We start from the raw sequence: 22058 nt of genomic DNA, 5'->3' as shown, positions 1-22058 counted from the left end.
CATTGATCGAGTGGCTCGGCGATTGGTTAAAACAAGTGATACTGCTGATTCTCATCGCCGCTTTTATCGATTTGCTGCTGCCCAATCATTCATTGGACCGGTATGTGAAGCTGGTGATGGGGCTGTTGATTATCATGGCGATCTTGTCGCCGATTTTCCATCTGCTTTCCAAGGATCTGGATTTGTCCCGGATCGCCTTTGGAACAATGAATCCGACGGGAAAAGGCATGGAGCCGATTTCGCAAATCCGGGAGGACAGCGCAAAAGTGAAACATTCCCAGACGGAGCAGATCCGCGACCGGTCGGAGCAGGCGATGGCTCAGGAAATCAAGGATCAGATAAACCGTCACTTTCACATCACGGTAGCCGATGCCGATGTGACGTTGGCGCAAAAGGAGAATCAATGGGAAATCAGACAGGTTCGGATTCTGCTGGAAGAAGGGAAAGCGGATGAAAATCCGGCCAATCCGGCAATGAAGCCGATCGAACCGGTACACATCCAAGTCGGGGATGAAAGTCCGCAACGGGCCAAAAACGACGAACAACAGCGGATCGGCGAGCACATCTCCCGTTTTATCGCCGACAGCTGGGATCTGGCTCCCGATCAGATCATCGTCACCTTTACACAGCCGGATGGGTAGGAGGTGAAAGCATGTTTAAGAAATGGCTGGATCAAATCATCGGGAAAATGGGGGGGAGTGAAAAGCAAAAAAACCGCTTTGGCCTGATCATCATTATGGGCGGAGTCGGGCTGATGATCATGATTTTATCCTCATTTTTCAACGTCAGGGAAAATGACGGGCCTGAACTTTCCACGGGCAATCCTCCTTCGCTGGAGACCGGGGCAAAACCCCTGCAAAGCCGGGGTGACAGTGGAAGCATGCAGGAGTATGAGCGGATGTATGAAACGGAATTGAAAGAAGTGCTCAGCGAGATCGTCGGGGTTGATGATGTTTCGGTCATCGTGAATTTGGATTCCACTGAAGAAGAAGTGGTACAGACCGATGAGCGCGAATCCGAGCAGGTGACCACCGAACGCGATAAAAATGGCGGCAACCGTTCCATCACCCAAAACACCATTGATCGCAAAACCGCGTATTACCGCGGAGAGAACGGGGAGGTGCCCGTGATTGTCAAACGGTTGAAGCCAAAAGTGAGAGGGGTGCTCGTCGTTGCCAGGGGCGTGGAAAATCTGAAAGTAAAAGCGCTGGTCATTGAAGCGATCCAGCGTACACTCGATGTTCCGCTGCATCGAATTTCAGTTTTGCCAAGAGGATAAAAGGAGGGTAAAAAATGTCCATCAACAAACAAACAGTTTGGTTAATTACCATGCTTTCGATTATGGTGGTTTTGTCAGCCTATTATATTGTCACCGGTCCGGTTGAGCCGGTGGGGCAGGAAGCGAGCCGGTCCGAAAAAGCGGCCAAAGGGATCAATGTGGATATCAAACCGGTCGATCAGCCGGCAGCATCGGAAAAGGATATCCTCAAACAGCAAAACGACGATGATTATTTTGTCGGCTATCAGTTGGAACGCAGTACACTGAGGCAAAAGATGGTGGAAGATTACATGAAAGTACTGACCAATCCCGATGCTTCGGATCAGGATTTAAAGGAAGCAAACAGCAAAATTCAGCAGTTGATGAAAGTGGACAATCAGGAAACCGTTCTGGAAGATCTGATTCGCAAGCAAGGGTACAGTGACGCGGTTGTCGTTACAAACAATCCGCATGTCGATGTCGTTGTGCAGAGTGACAAATTAACCCCGCAGCAAGTGGTGAAGCTGATCAGCCTTGTCCGTCAGCATCTCAATGTTTCTCCGCAACACGTCTCTGTCGCTTACCGGCAGTAATATACGCATTTTGCGTTGGCCAGTTTCCGCAAAGGAACTGGTTTTTATTTTATCAAAACCGGTTTTTTCATCTCTGGCATGGAAAAAATAGTAAGACCTGTGTTTGTCTCGAATCTGGGGGTGGTCAAAGCCTTAAAAAAAAGTTATGCTATTAGCGGTGTCGGTAAAAAAACTGATTTTTATGAGAAGCGGGCGGAGGTTTCTGACTTTCCCCCGGGGAGCGAGCTCCCCCTTGTGGGTGTGCTGAGGGCACAAGTATAATAGGCCATGGAGTGCGGAAACACTCAAAATGGTTATAAGGACTTATGAAACTACATTTTTTCCGAAAACCAGGAGGGGCTGGAAATGGCATTCAAAATGCATGAAATTCGCGAACTCATTCGTTTAATTGATGAATCGCAAATCGAGGAATTTGAACTTGACAACGAAGGGGCAAAAGTAATCATCAAAAAAGCGACCGGACGTGCGGAAGCGACTTTGCCGCAACCGGGAATTGCCGGAGAGGCAAAGCCCGCAGCGGTACCGGCGGCTGCGGTAAAACCGGTTGAAACCCAAGCTGCCTCAGTGGCTGCCGAAGCACCGGCCGAACCGAAAAAGCCGGCAGATGAACTGGATGACGCAAACTTACATAAAATTGTATCCCCGATGGTTGGAACGTTTTATCGCGCTCCTTCGCCGGATGCAGACCCCTATGTCAAAGAAGGGGATGAAATTCAGGAGAATACGGTTGTCTGCATCGTAGAAGCGATGAAGCTGATGAACGAGATCGAGGCGGAAGTGCGCGGCACTGTTGTCAAAGTGCTGGTTGAAAACGGTCAACTGGTTGAATACGGTCAGCCGCTGTTCCTGGTAAAACGTTCGTAAGGCTGTGGAAGGGGAGACACTGAATGTTTAAGAAAGTATTGATCGCAAACCGCGGCGAAATTGCGGTCCGGATCATTCGGGCCTGCCGGGAACTCGGTATCAGCACGGTCGCGGTTTTCTCCGAAGCCGATCGCGATGCGCTTCATGTAACATTGGCGGATGAAGCCTATTGCATCGGTCCGGCACCGGGAAAAGAGAGTTATCTCAATATGACCAACCTGCTGAGTACTGCGACGCTCGTCGGAGTGGATGCCATCCATCCGGGGTATGGTTTTTTAGCGGAAAACGCGGATTTTGCCGAACTCTGCGCCGAATGTAATATTACCTTTATCGGACCATCGCCGGAAGCGATTACGAGGATGGGCGATAAAACCACAGCAAAAGAAACGATGAAGGAGGCCGGGGTACCGACGGTTCCAGGAACGGAGGGCATTATCGAGGATCTGGATGAAGCCGCCAAAACAGCGAAAGAAATCGGCTACCCCGTCATTGTCAAAGCGACTGCGGGCGGTGGCGGCAAAGGAATGCGCATCGTTCATAACGAAGAAGAATTAAAACGCGCCATCAATCTCGCACAGAAAGAGGCGGAAGCCAATTTTGGCAATCCGGGTGTTTATCTGGAAAAATTTTTGGTGCAACCAAGACATATCGAGATCCAGATTTTGGCCGACAACTACGGGAATTGCATCCATTTGGGAGAACGGGATTGTTCCATTCAGCGCCGTTATCAAAAGCTGATCGAAGAAGCCCCTTCGCCGGCCTTAAATCCCGAGCTGCGGGAGCGAATGGGGGAGGCGGCTGTTCGGGCGGCGAAATCGGTAAATTATTCCGGAGCGGGAACAGTCGAATTTTTGCTTGACCGCGAAGGCAATTTTTACTTTATGGAGATGAACACACGCATTCAGGTGGAGCATCCGGTGACGGAACTGATTACGGGTGTCGATCTCGTGAAAGAGCAAATTCTCATCGCCGCCGGAAAGAAATTGGAAATCAGCCAGAAAGATGTCCGGTTTGACGGTTGGGCCATCGAGTGCCGCATCAATGCGGAACGGCCGGATAAAAACTTTATGCCTTCTCCGGGAACGGTTGAATTTTACCTGCCGCCCGGCGGAAACGGTGTGCGCGTGGACAGCGCCTGCTATCAGGGATATCGGATTACTCCGTATTACGATTCGATGATCGCCAAGCTGATCGTATGGGGAAAAGACCGCCAGGAAGCGATCGATCGCATGAATCGCGCCCTGCGGGAATTTGCTGTCGATGGGGTTTACACCACCATCCCGTTCCATTTACAAGTCATTAACCATTCAAAATTCATCTCCGGTGATTTCCATATCCAGTTTTTGGAAACGACTAATTTAGATGAGGAGCGTTAGGATCAAATGAACGAAGTATATCGCTACGACGAAAACCAATTGGGGAAAGTGGAGATTGCTCCCGAGGTGATTCAGATCATTTCCGGCATTGCCGCTTCCCGTGTTGAAGGTGTGGTCGGTCTCAGCGGTGGCGTTGCCAGCAACCTGAACCAGCTGTTGGGGAGAAAAAATGTTAAAAAAGGGATTCGCGTAGAGCTGGATGATCAATTGGTGATTGAACTGGCTGTAGTCGTACAGTACGGATATAACATCCCCGAAGTGGGTCAGGAAATTCAGGAGCAGGTAAAATCGGCTGTGGAAAGCATGACCGGATTGATTGTCGATCAGGTGGTAGTCCGGGTTGACGGCATCAAATTCCCTCAGGAAAAAAATACCGAACAGGAATCTTCCGGGAGGGTAAGATAGAGAATGATCAGCCCTTCAGGGGCGTATATTTGAACCGGGCTTTACGGCTCGGGCTTCTTTTTGGAGGAAAGTTGGAATGAGCAGAAGAACGGTAAGAGAAAAAGTGGTTCAAGCACTTTATGAGTGCGATTTTCACCCGGACAATGTAGAAGAGGTAATCGCGAGCCGCGGCGGAAAGCTGAACGAAGAGGATCGGTCGTTTTATTTGCGCCTGGCTCACGGGATCAGGCAACATGCCGCCGGCGCTGATGCGATTATCACCCGGTTTTTGAAAAAAGGTTGGTCAGTTGGCCGGCTCTCTTCGGTTGACCGTACCATCCTGCGTATGGCCGTCTATGAATTGCTTTTTGAAGATACGCCAAAAGCGGCTGTCTTAAACGAAGCGGTTGAACTTGGCAAGGCGTTCGGCGGGCCCGAGTCGGGAAGATTTATCAATGGAGTGCTCGGTAGTGTCGTCGCCAATTTGGAACAAATCAAGCAAGAACAAAAGCAGATACAAGAGAGTTGACGCAGAGAGGGGAAGTACACCCTCTCATATTTTTTAAATCACGAACATTACCTGAAACTTTACAGCCAAAAAATAACGATATAAACTGAACATTAACGAGGTTTACATCAATTAATGTTAAGGAGTTGGGATAATGACTGCAAAGTTGATCAATGGGAAAGAGGTTGCACAAACGGTAAGAAATGAGTTAAAACAAGAAGTGATCCGGTTAAAAGAACAGGGGATTGAACCTGGACTTACCGTTATCTTGGTAGGAAACAATCCTGCCTCGGAAACATATGTACGAGGAAAAATACGCGCATCCGAAGAGGTGGGAATCCGTTCCAATCTGGTGCGCATGAGTGAAGAAGCTTCGGAAGAAGAGCTGCTTGCCGTTGTGAAACAGTTAAATGAGGACCCGGCTGTTCACGGGATTTTGGTGCAATTGCCGCTGCCGGCCCACATGGATCCGAACAAGGTGATCGCGACCATTTCACCGAATAAGGATGTCGACGGCTTTACCCCGATCAATATGGGGAACCTTTTGGTCGGGTTGGAGGGAATCATCCCTTGCACACCTTACGGAATCATGGAACTCCTGAAGCGTTCCGGCATCAAGACAGAAGGCAAACATGCCGTGGTGGTGGGCCGCAGCAATATCGTCGGCAAACCGATTTCTCTCTTGTTGCAGCAAGCGAATGCAACGGTTACGATGTGTCATTCGCGTACGCGTGATCTGCCTTCTTTTACAAAGCAGGCTGACATTCTTGTGGTCGCAGTCGGTATGGCGGAGATGATTACCGCTGATCATGTGAAACCGGGTGCTGTCGTGATCGATGTGGGCATGAACCGCAATCGCGAAGGGAAATTGGTCGGCGATGTCGATTTTGGCGGGGTGGCTCCGCTCGCATCGGCCATCACTCCCGTGCCGGGCGGCGTCGGGCCGATGACGGTGGCCATGCTGATGAAAAACACCGTCATCGCAGCCAAACAGATTCACGGCATCAGTTAATCCCTTCACTTCAAAGGGGGAGTCGCATGATTCGCGAACCGGAACGCGAGGTCTGGTCTGTCACCGAATTGGTTCAGTATCTTTACGATATATTGGATTTGGATGAGAATCTGAAAAAAATCTGGGTTGAAGGTGAGATCACCAACTTCTCCCAGCACAGCAAAAGCCGGCATATGTATTTCACGTTAAAGGATGAACAAACCGCCATCGATGCGGTCATGTTTGCTGGGAATAACCGCCGCTTGCGCTTTACACCCAAAAATGGCGACCGGGTTTTGGTTCGCGGCTACGTCTCCATCTACATGAAGGACGGGCATTTGCAGTTATATGTGCAGGATATGCGCCTGAGCGGAATCGGCGATTTGTATGTTGCGTTTCAACGCTTGAAAGAACAATTGCAGGCTGAGGGGTTGTTTGATGTCCCCAAAAAGAAATTGCCTTCCTTCCCCAGGAGGGTGGGCGTGATCACTTCAGCCAGCGGGGCAGCCGTTCGTGATATTATTGTCACGATGCGGCGCCGCCTCCCCATGACGCCGATTTTGCTCTATCCCGTCTCGGTGCAGGGAGAAAAAGCGGCGAAGGAGATTGCTGAGGCGATCGATCATATGAACAGGTTGATGGAGGTTGATGTCCTGATCGTCGGCCGTGGCGGAGGTTCATTGGAAGAGCTGTGGGCATTTAACGAGGAGATCGTTGCCCGCAGCATTTTTCGCTCCGTGATCCCCGTTGTATCCGCAGTCGGACATGAAACCGATGTGACGATCAGCGATTTTGTCGCCGATGCGCGCGCGGCCACCCCGACAGCGGCGGCAGAAATGGTGGTTCCGCACATCGCCGAGCTTCATGACCGCCTCACCCATCTTTACAAGAGGTTGCTCTACGCCCAAACGAGCCTGATGAACCGCTTAAAGGAGCGCTTGCACAAAAATGTGGATCGTCCGATCTTCACTAATCCCAATGCCCGTCTGTATCAATATGCCCAGCATGTCGATTCGCTTGAGATCCGTCTGCAAAATGCAATGGGCAAACTGATTGAAAAAAAGGACAGGCAGTTGGAACAAAGGGTGTACCGGTTAACAGCCTTTCATCCGCAGAGAAGAGTGGAGAAAGAAGCGGAGCGTCTTGAACTGCTCAAGCGGGATGCCAACTGGCATTTGCGAAATTTGCTCAAAGACAAGGCAAAACAGTACCAGCATCTGCTTGCCAAACTGGATAGCTTAAGCCCGCTGAAGGTTATGCTCCGGGGATATTCGCTCGTTTATCGCCATGATGGAAAAACCCTGGTAAAATCATATCGGCAGGCTGCCCCGGGGGACCTGATTCGCGTTCGTCTGGCTGAAGGCCAACTCAAATGCCAGGTGTGGAAATCGGAGGAGACAGAGAATGAGTGAACCGCAAAAAAATTCTTCCTTGGAATCGCTGCCTTTTGAAGAGGCGCTGAAGCGGCTGGAGGAAGTGGTGGAGATTTTGGAAAAAGGAGATACGCCGCTGGAACAGGCGATTCAACTTTTTGATGAAGGCATGAAGCTGGCCCACATCTGTGGCAAAAAGCTGGAGTGGGCAGAACAGCAGGTGGAGATGCTGGTGCAGGAGAACGGGGAATGGGTGAAAAAATCGTTTAAGGTTGAGGAGGATTCGGAGTAGGTGCAAACGATCAAATCCTATATTGAGGAAAAAGCGGAGCGGGTGCATGAGGCGCTCGACGAGTATACGGCCCGGATGCAAGGGATTCCGCCTCTTTTAAAAGAAGCGATGCGGTACTCGCTCCTGGCAGGCGGGAAACGCTTGCGCCCTGTCCTGGTGCTGGCGACCGTGGAAGCGCTGGGAGGAGAAGAAACGGCTGCTCTTCCCTTTGCTTGCGCCATCGAGATGATCCACACGTATTCTTTGATCCATGACGATTTGCCGAGCATGGATGATGATGATTACCGCCGGGGAAAATTGACCAATCACAAGGTATTTGGCGAGGCTTATGCCATTTTGGCCGGGGATGCGCTTTTGACCGAAGCGTTTGGTCTGATGGCAAAAGGGGGCAAAGAGGCTGCGCTCGCGCCGGAGATTCTGCTCACCATTATTGAGGAAGGAGCTCGTTTTGCCGGAGCACGAGGGATGGTCGGCGGCCAGGTTGATGATTTGCTGGGGGAAAACGGTGCGGTTTCCCTCGAGCAGCTGGAAAGCATTCATCGCCGCAAAACGGGTGATTTGATGGCCTACTCGGTCAGGACGGGAGCTTATCTCGGAGGAGCTTCTCCGGAGGTCCTTGAATCCTTGACCCGATTTGCCTATGATTTGGGGCTTGCTTTTCAAATTCAGGATGATATTCTGGACGTGATCGGAGATCAGCAAGTGATCGGCAAACCGGTGGGGAGTGATGAAGAAAAGCATAAAGCTACCTATCCCGCTCTCCTGGGACTGGAGGAATCGAAAAGGAAACTGACAGAGATCACAAACCGGGCCAAACGCCATGTCGAAGGTTATGAAGAATTGAATCCCGCCAGTTTGATAGGAATCGCCGATTATCTGTTACAGCGCGATCGGTAAGTTCTGCATGATGCCAACATATCCGGCTTATGTTATAATAAAATTTACTTAAGGAAGAGTGGTGCAGTATTCTAGTCAGCTCACCCCCTCTGAAGGCGGGGCTAAAAATCCGCTAAAGGGCACAGCGATGAAGTTCTTGGTGTTGGCTTGTGGCGCCCAGCTGCGGGCTGATGCTGGGAGTTAAGGGAGAAGGGCGATCCGCAAGGGCATGCGGGCGTTGACCCTCCTCCCGCGGAGGCCCAAGTTCGTCGCTTTGAGACTTCGTTTCAGCGATGGCTTGGGGGATGAACCTGCATTCGGGTCAACCCTGGGTGCAGCGTAGCCTGCCTTGAGTGGCAAAGTGGGGATATTCGGAGTTGTTCCGAATTGAAAGCTCTGTTGCAAAAGAGGCTAGGAGGGGAGCTCGGGCTGTTGAGGAAAACTCCTAGACTGTTTGCCGGTGATGGCAAGGCTGTTCAGGGATTAAAGTACGGACTAAGTGGCAATCCAGTCCGGTGACCGGTGACGGCGCCGAGAGGGGTTGTAAAGGGAAACCGCCTGATCGGCGACGATCGGGATACCCCTTTGGGAAATCCTACTGGACCTAAGCCGTAGAATTTACCTGGATAGCTTCCACTCGCTCCCACATATAAGGTTTGAAACCGGGGAAATTACATACTAACTATTGGGGAACCGGTCTATTTCAAGACCGGCGTTTTTCTGATACTGGCCTTTGGAGAAGGAGAATCGGCGCTTTATGACTTCATTACTCCATAAATCGTTGCGCTTTGCGATCACTGTCAGTTTGATTACTGCACTTATAGCTGTATTTTTCTCTCTGTTCTCCACCACTTTGATGGCCGGGCTCACCTGGGGTGGAGGGATTGTGGTTCTATTCGCGATCGTAGTGCTCGGCATTTTGTTCGATATGTTGGGGATCGCAGCAGCGGCGGCTAAAGAAAAGCCATTTCACGCGATGGCGGCCAAAAAGATTCCGGGAGCGAAGGAATCGATTGGCATTGTTCGCCGGGCAGATCAATTTTCCAGTTTTTGCAACGATGTGGTTGGAGATATCAGCGGGGTCATTAGCGGATCAGCCAGTTTTGCCGTGGCGGCTTCGCTTATTGCCACCTTTCCCCAATGGGGGAAGCAGAAATGGCTGATTGATGTGGTTTTGGTCTCGGTTATTTCCGCCCTGACAGTAGGGGGGAAAGCGTTGGCCAAAACCGTTGCCATTCATTATGCAAACGAAATCATTTATCGAGTGGGAATTGTATTTTACTGGGTAAACCGAAAACTTCATCTCTCCTTGTTTCATGTGAAATCGAACAAGAAAAGAAAGCGAAAGCGAGGCGTTTTACGTGCTCCTCGAACGAGTTAATTCGCCGGATCAACTGAAACAACTGCCTGTGGAAGAACTCCCGAAGCTGGCGGAGGAAATTCGCAGGTTTCTGATCGAGAGTTTATCGAAAACAGGCGGACATTTGGCGTCCAATCTGGGGGTGGTCGAACTGACGATCGCTCTTCACTATTTGTTTGACAGTCCCCGTGACAAACTGTTGTGGGATGTGGGCCATCAAGCTTACGTTCACAAAATTTTAACCGGACGCCGGGAGTTGTTTCCCACACTCAGGCAATACAAAGGGTTGTGCGGCTTTCCGAAAATGAGAGAAAGCGCACATGATTGCTGGGAGACCGGTCACAGCAGCACGTCGTTATCCGGTGCGATGGGAATGGCGGCCGCACGTGATCTGAAAGGGGAAGATTACAAGGTGATCGCCGTGATCGGCGACGGTGCCCTGACCGGCGGGATGGCATTGGAAGCGCTCAATCATATCGGTGAAACGAAAAAAGACCTGATGATCGTCCTGAATGATAATGAGATGTCGATCAGTCCCAATGTCGGCGCGCTTCACAATCACCTGGGGCGGCTTAGGACCAATAAGAGTTACAACAAAATGAAGGCAGAAGTGGAACAACTCCTGAAAAAAATCCCGACTGTCGGCGTTCCGTTTGCCAAGACCCTGGAACGGATAAAGGACAGTTTCAAATATCTGCTGGTTTCCGGTGTTTTTTTTGAAACGTTGGGCTTCACTTATTTGGGGCCGGTGGATGGCCACAAGCTGGATGAACTGATGGAAAGCCTGCGCATGGCCGGGCAAACCAAAGGACCGGTGGTGGTTCATGTCGTAACGCGCAAAGGTTACGGGTATGAACCGGCTGAAAACGATTCGGTCGTTTACCACGGCGTGGGGACTTACAAGATTGAATCGGGTGCATTCCAAAAGAAAGCAGGCGGTGCTCCGGCTTATCCCGCCGTCTTCGGAGACACCTTGGTTCGCCTGGCCGAAGAGGATGAGCGAATCGTTGCCATTACGCCCGCCATGTTGACGGGTTCAAAACTGGAGAAATTCTGTGAAAAATTCCCGGAACGCTGTTTTGACGTGGGTATTGCCGAACAGCATGCGGTCACGTTTGCAGCCGGATTGGCTACACAGGGATTGAAGCCGGTGCTGGCGATATATTCCACGTTTTTGCAGCGGGGGTACGACCAGTTCATCCACGACGTGTGCCGGCAGAAGTTGCCCGTCGTGTTCGCCGTCGACCGTGCCGGTTTTGTCGGGGAAGACGGGGAAACGCACCAGGGCGTCTACGATATCAGCTATTTGCGCAACCAGCCGGGCATGGTGATCATGATGCCGAAAGATGAAAATGAGCTGCAACACATGCTCTATACGGCAGTTCAGTATGATAAAGGGCCGGTTGCCGTGCGTTATTCCAAAGCGGCGGGCGTCGGGGTTCCGATGGATGAAGAATTTAAGCTGATCCCCATCGGAAAATCGGAAGAAGTCCGCCCGGGTACTGATGTGGCGCTCCTGGCTTTTGGCACCATGGTGCAAACCGCTCTGGAAGCGGCCGGGCTCCTTGAGGAAAAAGGGATCAATGCCCGTGTCATCAATGCCCGTTTTGCCAAGCCGCTGGACAGGGAATTGCTCGACCGGCTGGCTGATGAGAAAATCCCGATCATCACGCTGGAAGAAGCGTGCATCGAAGGCGGTTTCGGCAGCGCGGTGCTCGAGTATTTCGCGGCGCGGGAAATCAGTGATATCCGGATAAAAATCCTCGGTGTTCCCGATTATTATGTGGAGCACGGAAGCATTCGCGAGCAGCTGGAGGAAGTCGGATTAACTCCGGAGCAAATTGCCGATACTGTTAATACGTTCTTATCGCAAAAAATACAGAAAGCTTGAGGGTTACCAGTGGAGAAAGAACGGATCGATCTTTTATTGGTGGAAAAAGGGTATTATCCGAGCCGGGAACAAGCGCGACGTTCCATTATGGCCGGTCTGGTCTATGTGAATAACGAACGGGTCGAAAAAGCGGGGACGAAAGTCCCCGTAGATGCTATTATTGAGGTGAAAGGCAGGTTGCATTCCTACGTGAGCCGCGGCGGGTTGAAATTGGAAGAAGCGCTCCGAGTCTTTCCCATCCGCTTGCAAAATCGCGTCATGCTGGATATCGGGGCTTCTACCGGCGGGTTTACCGACTGTGCCCTGCAGCACGATGCGAAACAGGTGTATGCGATCGATGTGGGATACGGCCAGCTCGCCTGGAAATTGCGCCAAGACCCGCGTGTCATCGTGATGGAACGCACCAATTTCCGTTATTTAAATCCGGAAGACCTGAAGGGAGAACAGCCGGATTTTGCCGTCATCGATGTCTCATTTATCTCTCTTTCCCACATTTTGCCCAACTTAAAGCGGCTTTTGTCACCCGGTGGGGAAGTAGTTGTTTTAGTCAAGCCGCAGTTTGAAGCTGGAAAAGAGCAAGTGGGAAAAAAAGGGGTGATCAAGGACCCCAAAGTTCACCGGCAAGTGCTGCGCCGCTTTGTTGAAATGGCTCACATGCTCGGTTATCATGTGATGGGACTCACCTTCTCTCCGATCAAGGGCGGGGAAGGGAATATTGAGTTTTTGGCTTATCTGCGTCTGGAAAAAGCGGAGACTCCGGATCCGTGGGATGAGCGAATTGCGGAAGTGGTCGAAGAGGCGCACCGCCGCTTATCATCCGCTCAAGGGTAACCGGTCCGGATTCCCTGCCTCAAGTTTGGCATCAGGGCAGGTTTCATCTGAAGGAACTTCGAATTAGTAGAGAAAGGGGGAGGAAAAGTGGCTAAGCCAGGTGACACCCTTGTGCTTTTTCTGCTAATCGGAGTCATCCTTTATTTTATCATCAGACAGATTCCGCTTTCCGGCGCAAAGTGGGGAAAGAAAGAGGAGGAACCCGTTCAGATCAAAGGAGAAGTTCCGGATCTTTTACGCGCTCACGGATTTGAGGTCATGCATTCCAAAGAGCGGGTTCCGCTTGTGTTCGGGGTGGATGATGCGGTTTATGAAAGCCGGATTTTCATCGATTACATCGCGCGGCGCGAAGATGAACTGTATGTGGTTGTGGTCGCACGGGACAGAAAGCCGCTGAGGATGTCCGGCGCCGGACTTCGCGATTTTTTTCTCCCGTATTATCTGCTGGTTCAGCCTGATGGCATTCTCTATGTGGACAAGGAGAAAAAGACGGTCAAAGTGGTTCATCTTGAGATCCCCGAATTGACATTTTCCAAGAAAAGCCGTAGGAAATGGCCCTTGTATGCCACAGCGGTCGTCTTGCTCTTATTCATTATCTGGCTGGTTCAATAAATGATTGTTTGATGAGGTGGAATTGCTTGAAGACCATCGGGATTACCATAAACAAAAGCAAGCCCAAGGCTCTCCAAGTAGCGGAAGAACTGATCTCTCTCCTGGAACAAAAGGGAGTGGTCGTCTATTTGGAACCGGAGATGGCCGTTGAACTGAAACGGCCCGAATGGGGGCTTCCGCTGAATCAGTTTTGCACAAAGGTCGAACTGGTGTTTGTGCTCGGGGGAGATGGCACCCTGCTGGGGGTGGCCAGGCAGTTTGCGCAACACCGATTGCCCATTCTCGGCTTTAATGTGGGACAGTTGGGTTTTTTGTCGGAAGCGGAACCGGAAGATCTGTCAATGGCTGTGGATCGGGTGCTGGCGGGGGATTATTTCGTTGAGGAAAGACTGATGTTGGAAGCAGAAGTGGTTCGCGACGGCCGTGTCGTTGAAAAAGGGATTGCTTTAAACGATGTGGGTGTCGCCAAAGGCTCGTTTGGCCGGATGATTACCTGTACCGCTTATATGGATGGCATGGTACTGGGAACATATTCCGGAGACGGGCTGATTATATCGACTCCCACGGGATCAACCGCTTATTCGCTTTCGTGCGGAGGGCCGATTGTCCATCCCAGCATTCAACAAGTATTGCTGTTGACACCGATCTGTCCGCATACCCTTACCTCGCGTCCGATGGTTTTGCCGGCGGAGGGGGTTCTGGAAATCGTCGTTTCCGCCGTACATCAGGAGATGGGAATGACGATCGACGGACAGGTGGGTTATTGTTTGCAACAAGGGGATATGGTAAGAGTGAGGCGTTCCCCTTTCCCCACTTTGCTCATCAAATGGCAGGATCGCTCGTTTTTTGAGGTGGTTCGCCAAAAATTGCAAGGTGAAAGCGCGATGGATGACAGCAGAGCAGGAGGAAGATGATGAAGGCACAGCGTCACATAAAAATTCGTGAAATCATTACCAATCAGGAAATCGAGACCCAGGATGAATTGGTGGAAGAATTGAAAAAAGCAGGGTATAACGTAACACAGGCCACCGTTTCCAGGGATATAAAAGAATTGCAACTGATCAAGGTGCCGACCAATAACGGAACTTATAAATATTCGCTTCCAACCGATGAAAAACGGTTTAATCCGCTGAAAAAATTAAAAAGAGCGCTACAGGAGTCGTTTGTCAGCATTGATTACAGCGAAAATCTGATCGTGTTGAAAACATTGCCGGGAAATGCCGATGCGGTCGCAGCCCTGATGGATCATCTAGATTGGGATGAACTTTTGGGAACGATCGCCGGTGACGACACAGTGCTTCTCATCTGCCGCGGCAAAGAAAACGCACCGGTTGTGGTCGGACGCTTCCTTGAACTGTTGTAGGGGGCGATGGGATGCTCAAAGAACTCGTTATTCGCCATTTGGCCATCATTGAAGAAGTGCATATCCAATTTTCCGGGGGTTTTCATGTTCTCACAGGCGAAACGGGCGCGGGCAAATCCATTTTGATTGATGCGTTGGGGTTGATTGCCGGCGGGAGGGCTTCGGTTGATTTCGTGCGGCATGGCAAAGAGAAAGCGGAAATTGAAGCCGTTTTTGAGTTGGCTGAATCCCACCCGGTGCGCCCGCTGCTGGAAGAATGGGGATTTGCGTCCGACGAATTGGACGTGCTCATCATTCGGCGGGAGATCACCTCGGGTGGGAAGAGCACTTGCCGCGTGAACGGCCGGGTGGTGACGCTGGCCCTGTTAAAGCAGATTGGCTCAAAACTGCTGGACATTTCGGGGCAGCATGAACACCAATCCTTGCTTTCCGCCGAAGAGCATTTGTCTTTGCTGGATCAATTCGGCGGTGCTGAGATTATTCACCTGCGCAGCCAATATCAGTCGCTTTACCGGGAATTTAAAGAAATTGACCAAGAATTGAACCGGTTGAAAATCGACCAACAGGAGCTGGCCCATCGCATCGATCTCTTGGAGTTTCAACGAGAGGAAATAGAGGGGGCCGGATTGGTTCCGGGAGAAGATGAAGAGCTGGAACAAGAGCGGAACCGGCTGGCCCATATGGAAAAGTTAATGCAGCATACCGCCAAGGCATATCAAGCGCTTTTTGGCGAGCGGGGGGCTTTGGAGCTGCTTCAGGAATCCCTTTCGCATGCCGAAGAAATGGCCGAGGTGGATCACAGTTTGAAGCCCGCCTGGGATAACATGCAATCGGCTTATTACCAACTGGAAGAGGCTGCCCGGGAGATTTCGCGCTACGGTGATGGGCTTGAGTTTGATCCCGAACGCTTGTATGAGGTGGAAGAACGCCTTCATCTGATCAAGCAATTAAAGCGAAAGTACGGCGAAAGCATTGACGAGATCCTGGCTTACGGAGAAAAGATCAAACAGGAACTGTCCTCCCTGAACCACCGGGAGGAAACGGAAGCGGAATTGACGGCAAGGCGGAATGAATTGCAAGAGGAGTTGCTCGCCTTGGCGAAGGAACTGACCGCCAAACGCAAAAAAGCGGCAACTCTTTTGGAGACACGCGTGGAGAAAGAGCTGGCTGATCTGAATATGGGTTCGACTGTCTTTCATGTGGCCTTTTATCGCGAGCGCGCAGTGCAACTCCTTCCGCACGGGCAGGATCTGATCGAATTCCAGATTGCCCCCAACCCGGGCGAACCGTTGAAACCGTTGGCAAAAATCGCGTCGGGCGGGGAGCTGTCACGGATTATGCTCGCCCTTAAGACTATTTTCGCCTCAAGTGACCAGAGTCATACGCTCATCTTCGACGAGATTGATACAGGGGTCAGTGGACGTGCGGCGCAGGCGATTGCGGAAAAAATGGCCGCATTGGGCCGGAAACATCAGGTGCTGAGCGTAACCCACCTGCCCCAGGTCGCATGTATGGCCGACCATCATTTTTGCATTGCCAAAGAAGCCTTGGATAATGAAACGCGCACGAAAGTGGAGCGGCTTGACCTCAATCGTCGCATCCGGGAACTGGCCCGCATGCTCGGCGGAGCTCAGGTGACCCACACGACAACAGAACATGCGCAGGAAATGATCCGCTTAGCGGAAGAGGTCAAGCAAGCCATGGCTGAAGAAAAGCAAATGTCTCGCGGACAGTGCCTTTGAAATTGTTCAAAGGCCTTTTTTTGTATAAGTGCGAAAGTGCTTGGCGAAAGCCAGGTTGGTCGGATCACCGTTTCAGTCACCAAATCATGATCGCGTTTGTTTTGCACCGGAAGGAAGGGGACAGTGGGAAGCTGTCAATAGTGGAAGCATTTGAAGAACATAAAAGGGAAGGCCCTGGGTTAACTTATTTTTAGAGACGGCAAGGGATAGGCGGGAAGCTCAGGAGAGTGGTGAGGTTGCACAAACAGAGTAAGCAAAAGTGGCTGGGTTTTCTCCTGGTGCTTCTCCTCGTGTTGGGAAGTACTACACCGACATTTCGTCAATTCACCGAATTTCCCCATGAGCTCAGGCTCTTTATGGGGCAATGGAGCAAATTGCATTTAACGATGCCGGTCTCTGCTACTGCTAGTATTTCCAATCCGGATATTATTGAGGTGAATGGTTCCACCGGGGCGCGGGTACCCGTTGATCTGCACAGGCCGCTTCAACTGAAGCCTCATGCCGTCGGCCACGCGCTGATCACCCTGAAATTATTTGGAACGGTGCCGATTCGGAGCCTTGCTGTCCATGTCTATCCGAATCTCAAGGTGATTCCGGGTGGTCAGTCGATCGGGGTCAAATTGCATTCAAAAGGGGTCATGGTGGTTGGACATCATCTTGTACAATCAAAGCAGTCCGACGCAAAGTCGCCTGCGGAAAAAGCGGATATCCGGGTTGGGGATTATCTCCTCAAGATTAACGGACAACCGGTGCAAAGAGTGGTCGATGTCGCCAGATGGGTAAAGCTGGCCGGAAAAGATAAAAAGAGTCTGCATATTACGCTGCTCCGCGATGGCAAAGAGAAGACCGTGGAGATCCAGCCAGTGTATGACGAAAAAGAGCGTGTATACCGGTTGGGGATGTATATACGCGATTCGGCGGCCGGTGTGGGAACACTTACGTTCTATGATCCGGAACATAAAGTGTATGGTGCCCTCGGACATGTTATTACGGATATGGATACAGGAAAGCCGATCCGGGTAGGGGATGGAAAAGTCGTTAAATCCAATGTCACTTCGATTCAAAAAGGGGAGTCGGGTGAACCTGGCGAAAAAAGGGCGATATTCTTCCAGGAAGACCAGGTGATCGGGAATATCCAAAAAAACACGCCTTTCGGTATTTTTGGAAAAATGGATCGCTTGCCGGAAAAGGGATTGCTCAACCAGGAAATTCCAGTGGCCTTGGCAGAACAGGTCAAGGAAGGGCCGGCTAAAATTCTGACCGTTGTTGACGGACAAAAAGTGGAGCAGTTTGACATTGAAATCGTCCATGTGCTGAGGCAGAAGTTTCCCGCTACAAAGGGATTGATCATTAAGGTGACCGATCCACGGCTTCTGGAAAAAACAGGAGGGATTGTCCAGGGGATGAGCGGCAGCCCGATTATCCAAAACGGAAAATTGGCAGGGGCGGTCACGCATGTTTTTGTCAACGATCCGACGTCAGGCTACGGTACTTTTATTGAATGGATGTTGCAAGATGCAGGAGTGTTACACTCGCAAGCGGGCGCTATGAACAGCCCGCTTTTTTTAATTGAGAATGATTATCGACATTCACAAACGTGTTAATTTTTTTTTGCTTTTGAGATGGCATCGTGCATCGGAAAAGTTTAAAATAAAACTCGTTTTAAAGAAAAACAGACTGCGCGTGGTTGCAGTCTGTTGGAATGGATAACCTTAAGCCGCTTGTTTCAGTTCTTCGAGGTATTCTTTGGCCCGGTTTTGGTCGTATTGTTTTTCCCATTTGGACATGACAATGGCGGCAAGAGAGTTGCCGATGACGTTGACGACTGTGCGCGCCATATCCATCAAGCGGTCAACCCCGGCGATAAAGGCGAGTCCTTCCACCGGAATCCCAACCGAACCGAGCGTTGCCAAAAGGACGACGAAGGAAACTCCGGGTACGCCGGCAATTCCCTTGGAGGTTACCATCAAGGTTAACAGCAATGTGATCTGCTGAGACCAGGAAAGATGGATACCGTACATCTGCGCGATAAAAATGGCGGCGATTGCCTGATATAAGGTGGAACCATCCAGATTGAACGAATAGCCGGTTGGAATGACGAAAGAAGTAATTGCTTTGGGACAGCCGAATCTTTCCATTTTCTCCATGATTTTAGGCAGAACCGTTTCCGAGCTGGAAGTGGAATAAGCCAAAATCAGTTCTTCTTTCAGGATCCGGAGAATGTGGAAAATATTCACTCCCATGAGACGGGCAACCAACCCAAGGATGACGATAATAAAGAAAATCATCGTCAGATAAACAAGGACGACCAATTTGCTGAGCGGGATCAGCGATTGGATGCCGAATTTGGAAACCGTCACCCCGATCAGGGCAAACACGCCAAACGGGGCAAAACGCATAATGACATTGGTCATATAGAACATGGCATCCGCCGTTCCCTGGAAAAACTTCAGAACCGGTTTTCCTTTTTCGCCGACAGCGGCAATGCTGAGGCCGAACATGACCGAGAAGAAAATGATGGCCAACATATCCCCGTTTGCCAGCGAGGTAAACAGGTTGGTCGGAACAATGTTGACAAAAGTATCGATAAAGCTGTGCTTTTCAACATCCTGTGTCGTTTGTACATATTGTTCGATATCGGTTTTGTGCAAGGTATTTATATTAACGCCCGTTCCGGGATGAAATGCGTTGGCGACGAATAACCCGACGATAATGGCAAGTGTGGTGATGATCTCAAAATAAAGGATCGTTTTACCGCCCAGTTTCCCCAGTTTTTTTATGTCGCCGACGCCGGCCACCCCGACAATCAGGCTGGAGATCACAATCGGGATCACGATCATTTTGATCAGATGAAGGAAAATGTCACCGATGGGTTGAAGCCATGTGGCGACCGAAGGATTACCGTAAAAAACTGCACCGACAACAATCCCTAAGATAAGGCCGATTAAGATTTGCCATGCCAAGGCGATTTTTTTCCTCTTCATTTAACCACCTCACATATGAATAATATTAGTAAAAATTTTAATAATAAATATTTAACTAAGTAAATAAACTCAGCATATACCATAATAAAACATTTGATTAAATGAATCAATCTTTATAACAACAATAATATAAATGGGAATATTTTTACATTTTGAAGCAAAAAAAGGAGACATGTATGCCTGTTCGCACACTGTCGGCAAAACTCTTTTTCAAATTTGGAGAGGAAATTGTGGATTCGGAACACCTTTATGGGCGCTTTGTCATCAAGCTGATGCACGGGTATGCCTGTCCGCGCTTTTTTATGTTGAAGGGCGATTCGGGCCTTCCATTTTTTTATCGCCAAACCCCGCAGCCGTTTCCTCTTGGTATGGCTGTTTTTTTGCGGGTTTGTCATTCGCCTTTTTTTCCTGCTCAAGACTTCGGCTTTCTTTTGGCATGCTTGTCCCCCCTTTTAAGTAAAGTATGGATCAAAAGGGGCGGGGTTATAACAATAACTGGAATTTTTTCGATGACCGCCCGGCTGTCAGTTGCAGGAAGTTTCGATTGTTTGTCGAAAGGAAAAAAGTAGATTGGATAAGCGGCGATTAGGAGGGTCTCAATTGAGCAAGATCCGTGTCATATTGGCAGATGATAATCGGGAATTTGCTGAACTGTTAAAAGAACATTTGACAAATCAGGAAGATATTGAGGTCATCGGGGTTGCACACCATGGCGGGGAAGTGGTTGACTTGCTTCAGCGAAGTACCCCCGATGTTCTCGTATTGGATATTATTATGCCTCACCTGGACGGTTTGGGTGTGTTGGAGAAAATCCAGCAGCTTCATCTCGAACCGTCTCCCAAAATCATTATGCTGACGGCTTTCGGCCAAGAAAATATCACCCAGCGGGCAGTTGAGCTGGGAGCGTCCTACTACATACTGAAACCGTTCGATTTGGATGTGCTGACCCATCGCATCCGGCAGATGAAAGGGATCGGTGGGACAGAATCCGCGTTTGTCAAAAGCGCAGCCGGAGCGAAATCCAACGCACCAAAAGCGAATAACCTTGACGCCAATATCACCAATGTGATCCATGAGATCGGTGTCCCGGCTCATATTAAGGGTTATTTGTACTTGAGAGAAGCGATCTCAATGGTCTATAACGAGGTCGATTTGTTAGGGGCGATCACCAAATCGCTGTATCCGCGGATCGCCGAAAAGTACAATACGACGCCGAGCCGGGTGGAACGGGCGATTCGCCATGCGATTGAGGTGGCCTGGAGTCGCGGAAACATGGAATCGATTCGCAACCTGTTCGGATACACGATCAATGTGAGCAAAGCGAAGCCGACCAATAGTGAGTTTATCGCCATGGTGGCTGATAAATTGCGGATTGAGCACCGGGCAGGTTAAGCAAATCGCTGCAAAACCCCCTTTTTTCTGGATCGTCTGGCATTCAGAAAAAAGGGGGTTTTTATGGACTGAGCATCTATTTGATTCTTACTTTTTCTTTGCGGTGAAGCCAGAGGCGGTGTTCTTCCTGCGCCTTGGTCAGTTCCCGTAACAATGTATCCGCCACTTCGTAATTTTTGGCGTTTAGTGCCTGCCGGTACTTCTTTTCCAGCGGAGCGATCTCTTTTTGGTGATAAACATTGGACATGCAGGTGTATCTCGGCTTTGCGGGGCGATTGACACCTTTTTCCCGGGTTCTTTTTTTGCCCATGTACACGCACCTCCCGTGGTTTAAAAGGGCTGCCAGATAACCTGGCGGGCCACCTTGAAGCGTTGCTGCACCTGTGGCCAGTAAACGACGTGCCACCAGGCTTCGATGTACTCCTTGCGTCGGTTGGGATATTTCAAATAGTAGGCGTGTTCCCAGACATCCAGCGGCAAGAGCGGAATCACGTCCTGCTGAGAGAGGTTTTGATGTTTTTCCGCTTGCAGGATTTCCAGGCGATGGGTGCGGGGACTCCAAACCAAGAGAGCCCACCCGCCCCCTTCAACCTTTTCCGCCGCCAAAGAAAAATGTTTTTTAAAGGCTTCAAAACTGCCAAAATCCTGTTCGATCTGCTTGAGCAAGGGGCCGCTCGGGCTTCCGCCGCCATGGGGATTCATCGTTTCCCAAAAGATCGTGTGCAGATAATGGCCGGCCCCGTGAAAAGCCGCTTCCCGCTCCCAATGTTTAATCAGTTCAAAATTTCCTGACTGTCGGGCGAGTTCCATCATTTTTTCCGCCTGGTTCAAACCGTTGACATAGCTTTGGTGATGTTCGTCATGATGCAGACGCATCGTTTGTTCGTCGATGTAGGGTTCCAAGGCATCATAGGGATAAGGGAGAGGCGGCAATTTATGTTTGCCGATCGGAACGCGCGGTTCGGCAAAACGGTGGGTGGAACGGGCGGGTTCGAGGTTCAGCATCTCTTCATGTGAGGAGGTGCTCAGTTTATGCTGGGCCGGCAAAAGATCAAGCCAATGGGCGCATTGCTTCAGTGCAGCTGCCACGCGGTCAAACCATTCATCCAGGGCAAAGGGATGAAGGTGATATGCCTTTTTTTCGCTGTGCTCCAGCTGGTTGAGCAGACGTCGCATGGCGGAGGAGATTTCAGGATCGTTTGTGGTTTGCAATTGTTTTTCCAGCCATTTTTTACAGAAACGAATGCTTGACAAAAGAGGGCGTTGGATCCAATTGATCAGCCAAGTTTGCTCGAAATGGTGCATATGGTTTTTGTTCCCTCCCCTGTGATGGGCTCTTTTTTTCACAGGATATGTGAACCATGGGCA

24 protein-coding genes are annotated in these 22058 nt (G+C 50.3%); 21 read left to right on the top strand and 3 right to left on the bottom strand.

Annotation, left to right across the window (positions count from 1 at the left end; genetic code table 11):
* Positions 1-2: 2 nt before the first annotated feature.
* The 19 genes from spoIIIAF to spoIVB all read left to right on the top strand — a co-directional run bounded on the left by spoIIIAF (position 3) and on the right by spoIVB (position 17918).
* Positions 3-641 (top strand): stage III sporulation protein AF, encoded by a 639-nt coding sequence (gene spoIIIAF, locus I8U19_RS01365; RefSeq protein ID WP_198054979.1) that lies wholly within the window; start codon positions 3-5, stop codon positions 639-641.
* 11 nt (positions 642-652) lie between these two features.
* A complete protein-coding gene (spoIIIAG, locus tag I8U19_RS01360; protein WP_033102358.1) occupies positions 653-1279 on the top strand; it encodes a stage III sporulation protein AG in 627 nt (208 codons plus the stop codon).
* 14 nt (positions 1280-1293) lie between these two features.
* The gene (locus I8U19_RS01355; protein ID WP_033101935.1) at positions 1294-1851 is read left to right on the top strand and encodes a SpoIIIAH-like family protein; all 558 of its coding nucleotides are present in this window, start codon (positions 1294-1296) and stop codon (positions 1849-1851) included.
* Between the two features lie 345 nt (positions 1852-2196).
* Positions 2197-2715, top strand: coding sequence for an acetyl-CoA carboxylase biotin carboxyl carrier protein (gene accB / locus I8U19_RS01350; protein WP_198054978.1), 519 nt, complete (start codon positions 2197-2199; stop codon positions 2713-2715).
* Positions 2716-2738: 23 nt separating this feature from the next.
* Positions 2739-4091 (top strand): acetyl-CoA carboxylase biotin carboxylase subunit, encoded by a 1353-nt coding sequence (gene accC, locus I8U19_RS01345; RefSeq protein WP_033101932.1) that lies wholly within the window; start codon positions 2739-2741, stop codon positions 4089-4091.
* 6 nt (positions 4092-4097) lie between these two features.
* On the top strand, positions 4098-4496 hold the full coding sequence (locus I8U19_RS01340) for an Asp23/Gls24 family envelope stress response protein (protein ID WP_033101931.1): 399 nt from the start codon (positions 4098-4100) through the stop codon (positions 4494-4496).
* A gap of 76 nt (positions 4497-4572) precedes the next feature.
* Positions 4573-5004, top strand: coding sequence for a transcription antitermination factor NusB (gene nusB, locus I8U19_RS01335; RefSeq protein WP_033101930.1), 432 nt, complete (start codon positions 4573-4575; stop codon positions 5002-5004).
* 133 nt (positions 5005-5137) lie between these two features.
* The gene (gene folD, locus I8U19_RS01330; protein ID WP_198054977.1) at positions 5138-5995 is read left to right on the top strand and encodes a bifunctional methylenetetrahydrofolate dehydrogenase/methenyltetrahydrofolate cyclohydrolase FolD; all 858 of its coding nucleotides are present in this window, start codon (positions 5138-5140) and stop codon (positions 5993-5995) included.
* 26 nt (positions 5996-6021) lie between these two features.
* Positions 6022-7386 (top strand): exodeoxyribonuclease VII large subunit, encoded by a 1365-nt coding sequence (gene xseA, locus I8U19_RS01325; protein ID WP_198054976.1) that lies wholly within the window; start codon positions 6022-6024, stop codon positions 7384-7386.
* Positions 7379-7639, top strand: coding sequence for an exodeoxyribonuclease VII small subunit (gene xseB, locus I8U19_RS01320; protein ID WP_198054975.1), 261 nt, complete (start codon positions 7379-7381; stop codon positions 7637-7639). Before xseA ends, xseB begins: the two co-directional genes overlap by 8 nt.
* A complete protein-coding gene (locus I8U19_RS01315; RefSeq protein ID WP_370589750.1) occupies positions 7640-8536 on the top strand; it encodes a polyprenyl synthetase family protein in 897 nt (298 codons plus the stop codon).
* A gap of 736 nt (positions 8537-9272) precedes the next feature.
* Entirely contained in the window at positions 9273-9896 is a 624-nt protein-coding gene (locus I8U19_RS01310) for a hypothetical protein (protein ID WP_198054974.1), read from the top strand.
* A complete protein-coding gene (gene dxs, locus I8U19_RS01305; protein WP_198054973.1) occupies positions 9877-11766 on the top strand; it encodes a 1-deoxy-D-xylulose-5-phosphate synthase in 1890 nt (629 codons plus the stop codon). Before I8U19_RS01310 ends, dxs begins: the two co-directional genes overlap by 20 nt.
* A 9-nt stretch (positions 11767-11775) precedes the next feature.
* On the top strand, positions 11776-12597 hold the full coding sequence (locus tag I8U19_RS01300; RefSeq protein ID WP_198054972.1) for a TlyA family RNA methyltransferase: 822 nt from the start codon (positions 11776-11778) through the stop codon (positions 12595-12597).
* Between the two features lie 87 nt (positions 12598-12684).
* Entirely contained in the window at positions 12685-13209 is a 525-nt protein-coding gene (locus tag I8U19_RS01295) for a hypothetical protein (RefSeq protein ID WP_198054971.1), read from the top strand.
* 26 nt (positions 13210-13235) lie between these two features.
* Positions 13236-14123: an NAD(+)/NADH kinase gene (locus I8U19_RS01290; protein WP_033101923.1), complete on the top strand. Its 888-nt coding sequence runs from the start codon at positions 13236-13238 to the stop codon at positions 14121-14123.
* Positions 14120-14572, top strand: a complete 453-nt coding sequence (gene ahrC, locus I8U19_RS01285; protein ID WP_033101922.1) for a transcriptional regulator AhrC/ArgR — start codon at positions 14120-14122, stop codon at positions 14570-14572. Before I8U19_RS01290 ends, ahrC begins: the two co-directional genes overlap by 4 nt.
* An 11-nt stretch (positions 14573-14583) precedes the next feature.
* Positions 14584-16314, top strand: coding sequence for a DNA repair protein RecN (recN, locus tag I8U19_RS01280; protein ID WP_033101921.1), 1731 nt, complete (start codon positions 14584-14586; stop codon positions 16312-16314).
* Positions 16315-16550: 236 nt separating this feature from the next.
* Complete coding sequence (spoIVB, locus tag I8U19_RS01275) at positions 16551-17918, top strand: SpoIVB peptidase (RefSeq protein WP_198054970.1); 1368 nt, start codon at positions 16551-16553, stop codon at positions 17916-17918.
* 108 nt (positions 17919-18026) lie between these two features.
* Here spoIVB and gltP read toward each other — a convergent pair whose 3' ends face one another.
* On the bottom strand, positions 18027-19298 hold the full coding sequence (gene gltP, locus I8U19_RS01270) for a glutamate/aspartate:proton symporter GltP (RefSeq protein WP_033101920.1): 1272 nt from the start codon (positions 19296-19298) through the stop codon (positions 18027-18029).
* Positions 19299-19450: 152 nt separating this feature from the next.
* On the opposite strand from gltP, the gene I8U19_RS01265 reads away from it, so the two are divergent.
* Positions 19451-19867: a hypothetical protein gene (locus I8U19_RS01265; protein ID WP_160173899.1), complete on the top strand. Its 417-nt coding sequence runs from the start codon at positions 19451-19453 to the stop codon at positions 19865-19867.
* 31 nt (positions 19868-19898) lie between these two features.
* Positions 19899-20690 carry a sporulation transcription factor Spo0A gene (gene spo0A / locus I8U19_RS01260; RefSeq protein WP_033101918.1) on the top strand — a complete coding sequence of 264 codons (792 nt, stop codon included), beginning with the start codon at positions 19899-19901 and terminating at the stop codon, positions 20688-20690.
* A 76-nt stretch (positions 20691-20766) separates the two neighbouring features.
* On the opposite strand, the gene I8U19_RS01255 is transcribed toward spo0A, so the two are convergent.
* Together I8U19_RS01255 and I8U19_RS01250 are read right to left on the bottom strand one after the other, a co-directional pair.
* Positions 20767-21000, bottom strand: a complete 234-nt coding sequence (locus I8U19_RS01255) for a hypothetical protein (RefSeq protein ID WP_198054969.1) — start codon at positions 20998-21000, stop codon at positions 20767-20769.
* A gap of 20 nt (positions 21001-21020) precedes the next feature.
* Positions 21021-21995 (bottom strand): superoxide dismutase, encoded by a 975-nt coding sequence (locus tag I8U19_RS01250; RefSeq protein WP_232337196.1) that lies wholly within the window; start codon positions 21993-21995, stop codon positions 21021-21023.
* Between the last annotated feature and the right edge of the window lie 63 nt (positions 21996-22058).

The sequence above is a fragment of the Thermoactinomyces sp. CICC 10523 genome, assembly GCF_016055105.1.
GTDB classification, from domain to species: Bacteria; Bacillota; Bacilli; order Thermoactinomycetales; family Thermoactinomycetaceae; genus Thermoactinomyces_A; species Thermoactinomyces_A daqus.
Note: the sequence above shows the minus strand (reverse complement) of the source record. Positions and strands in the feature narration are given on the sequence as shown.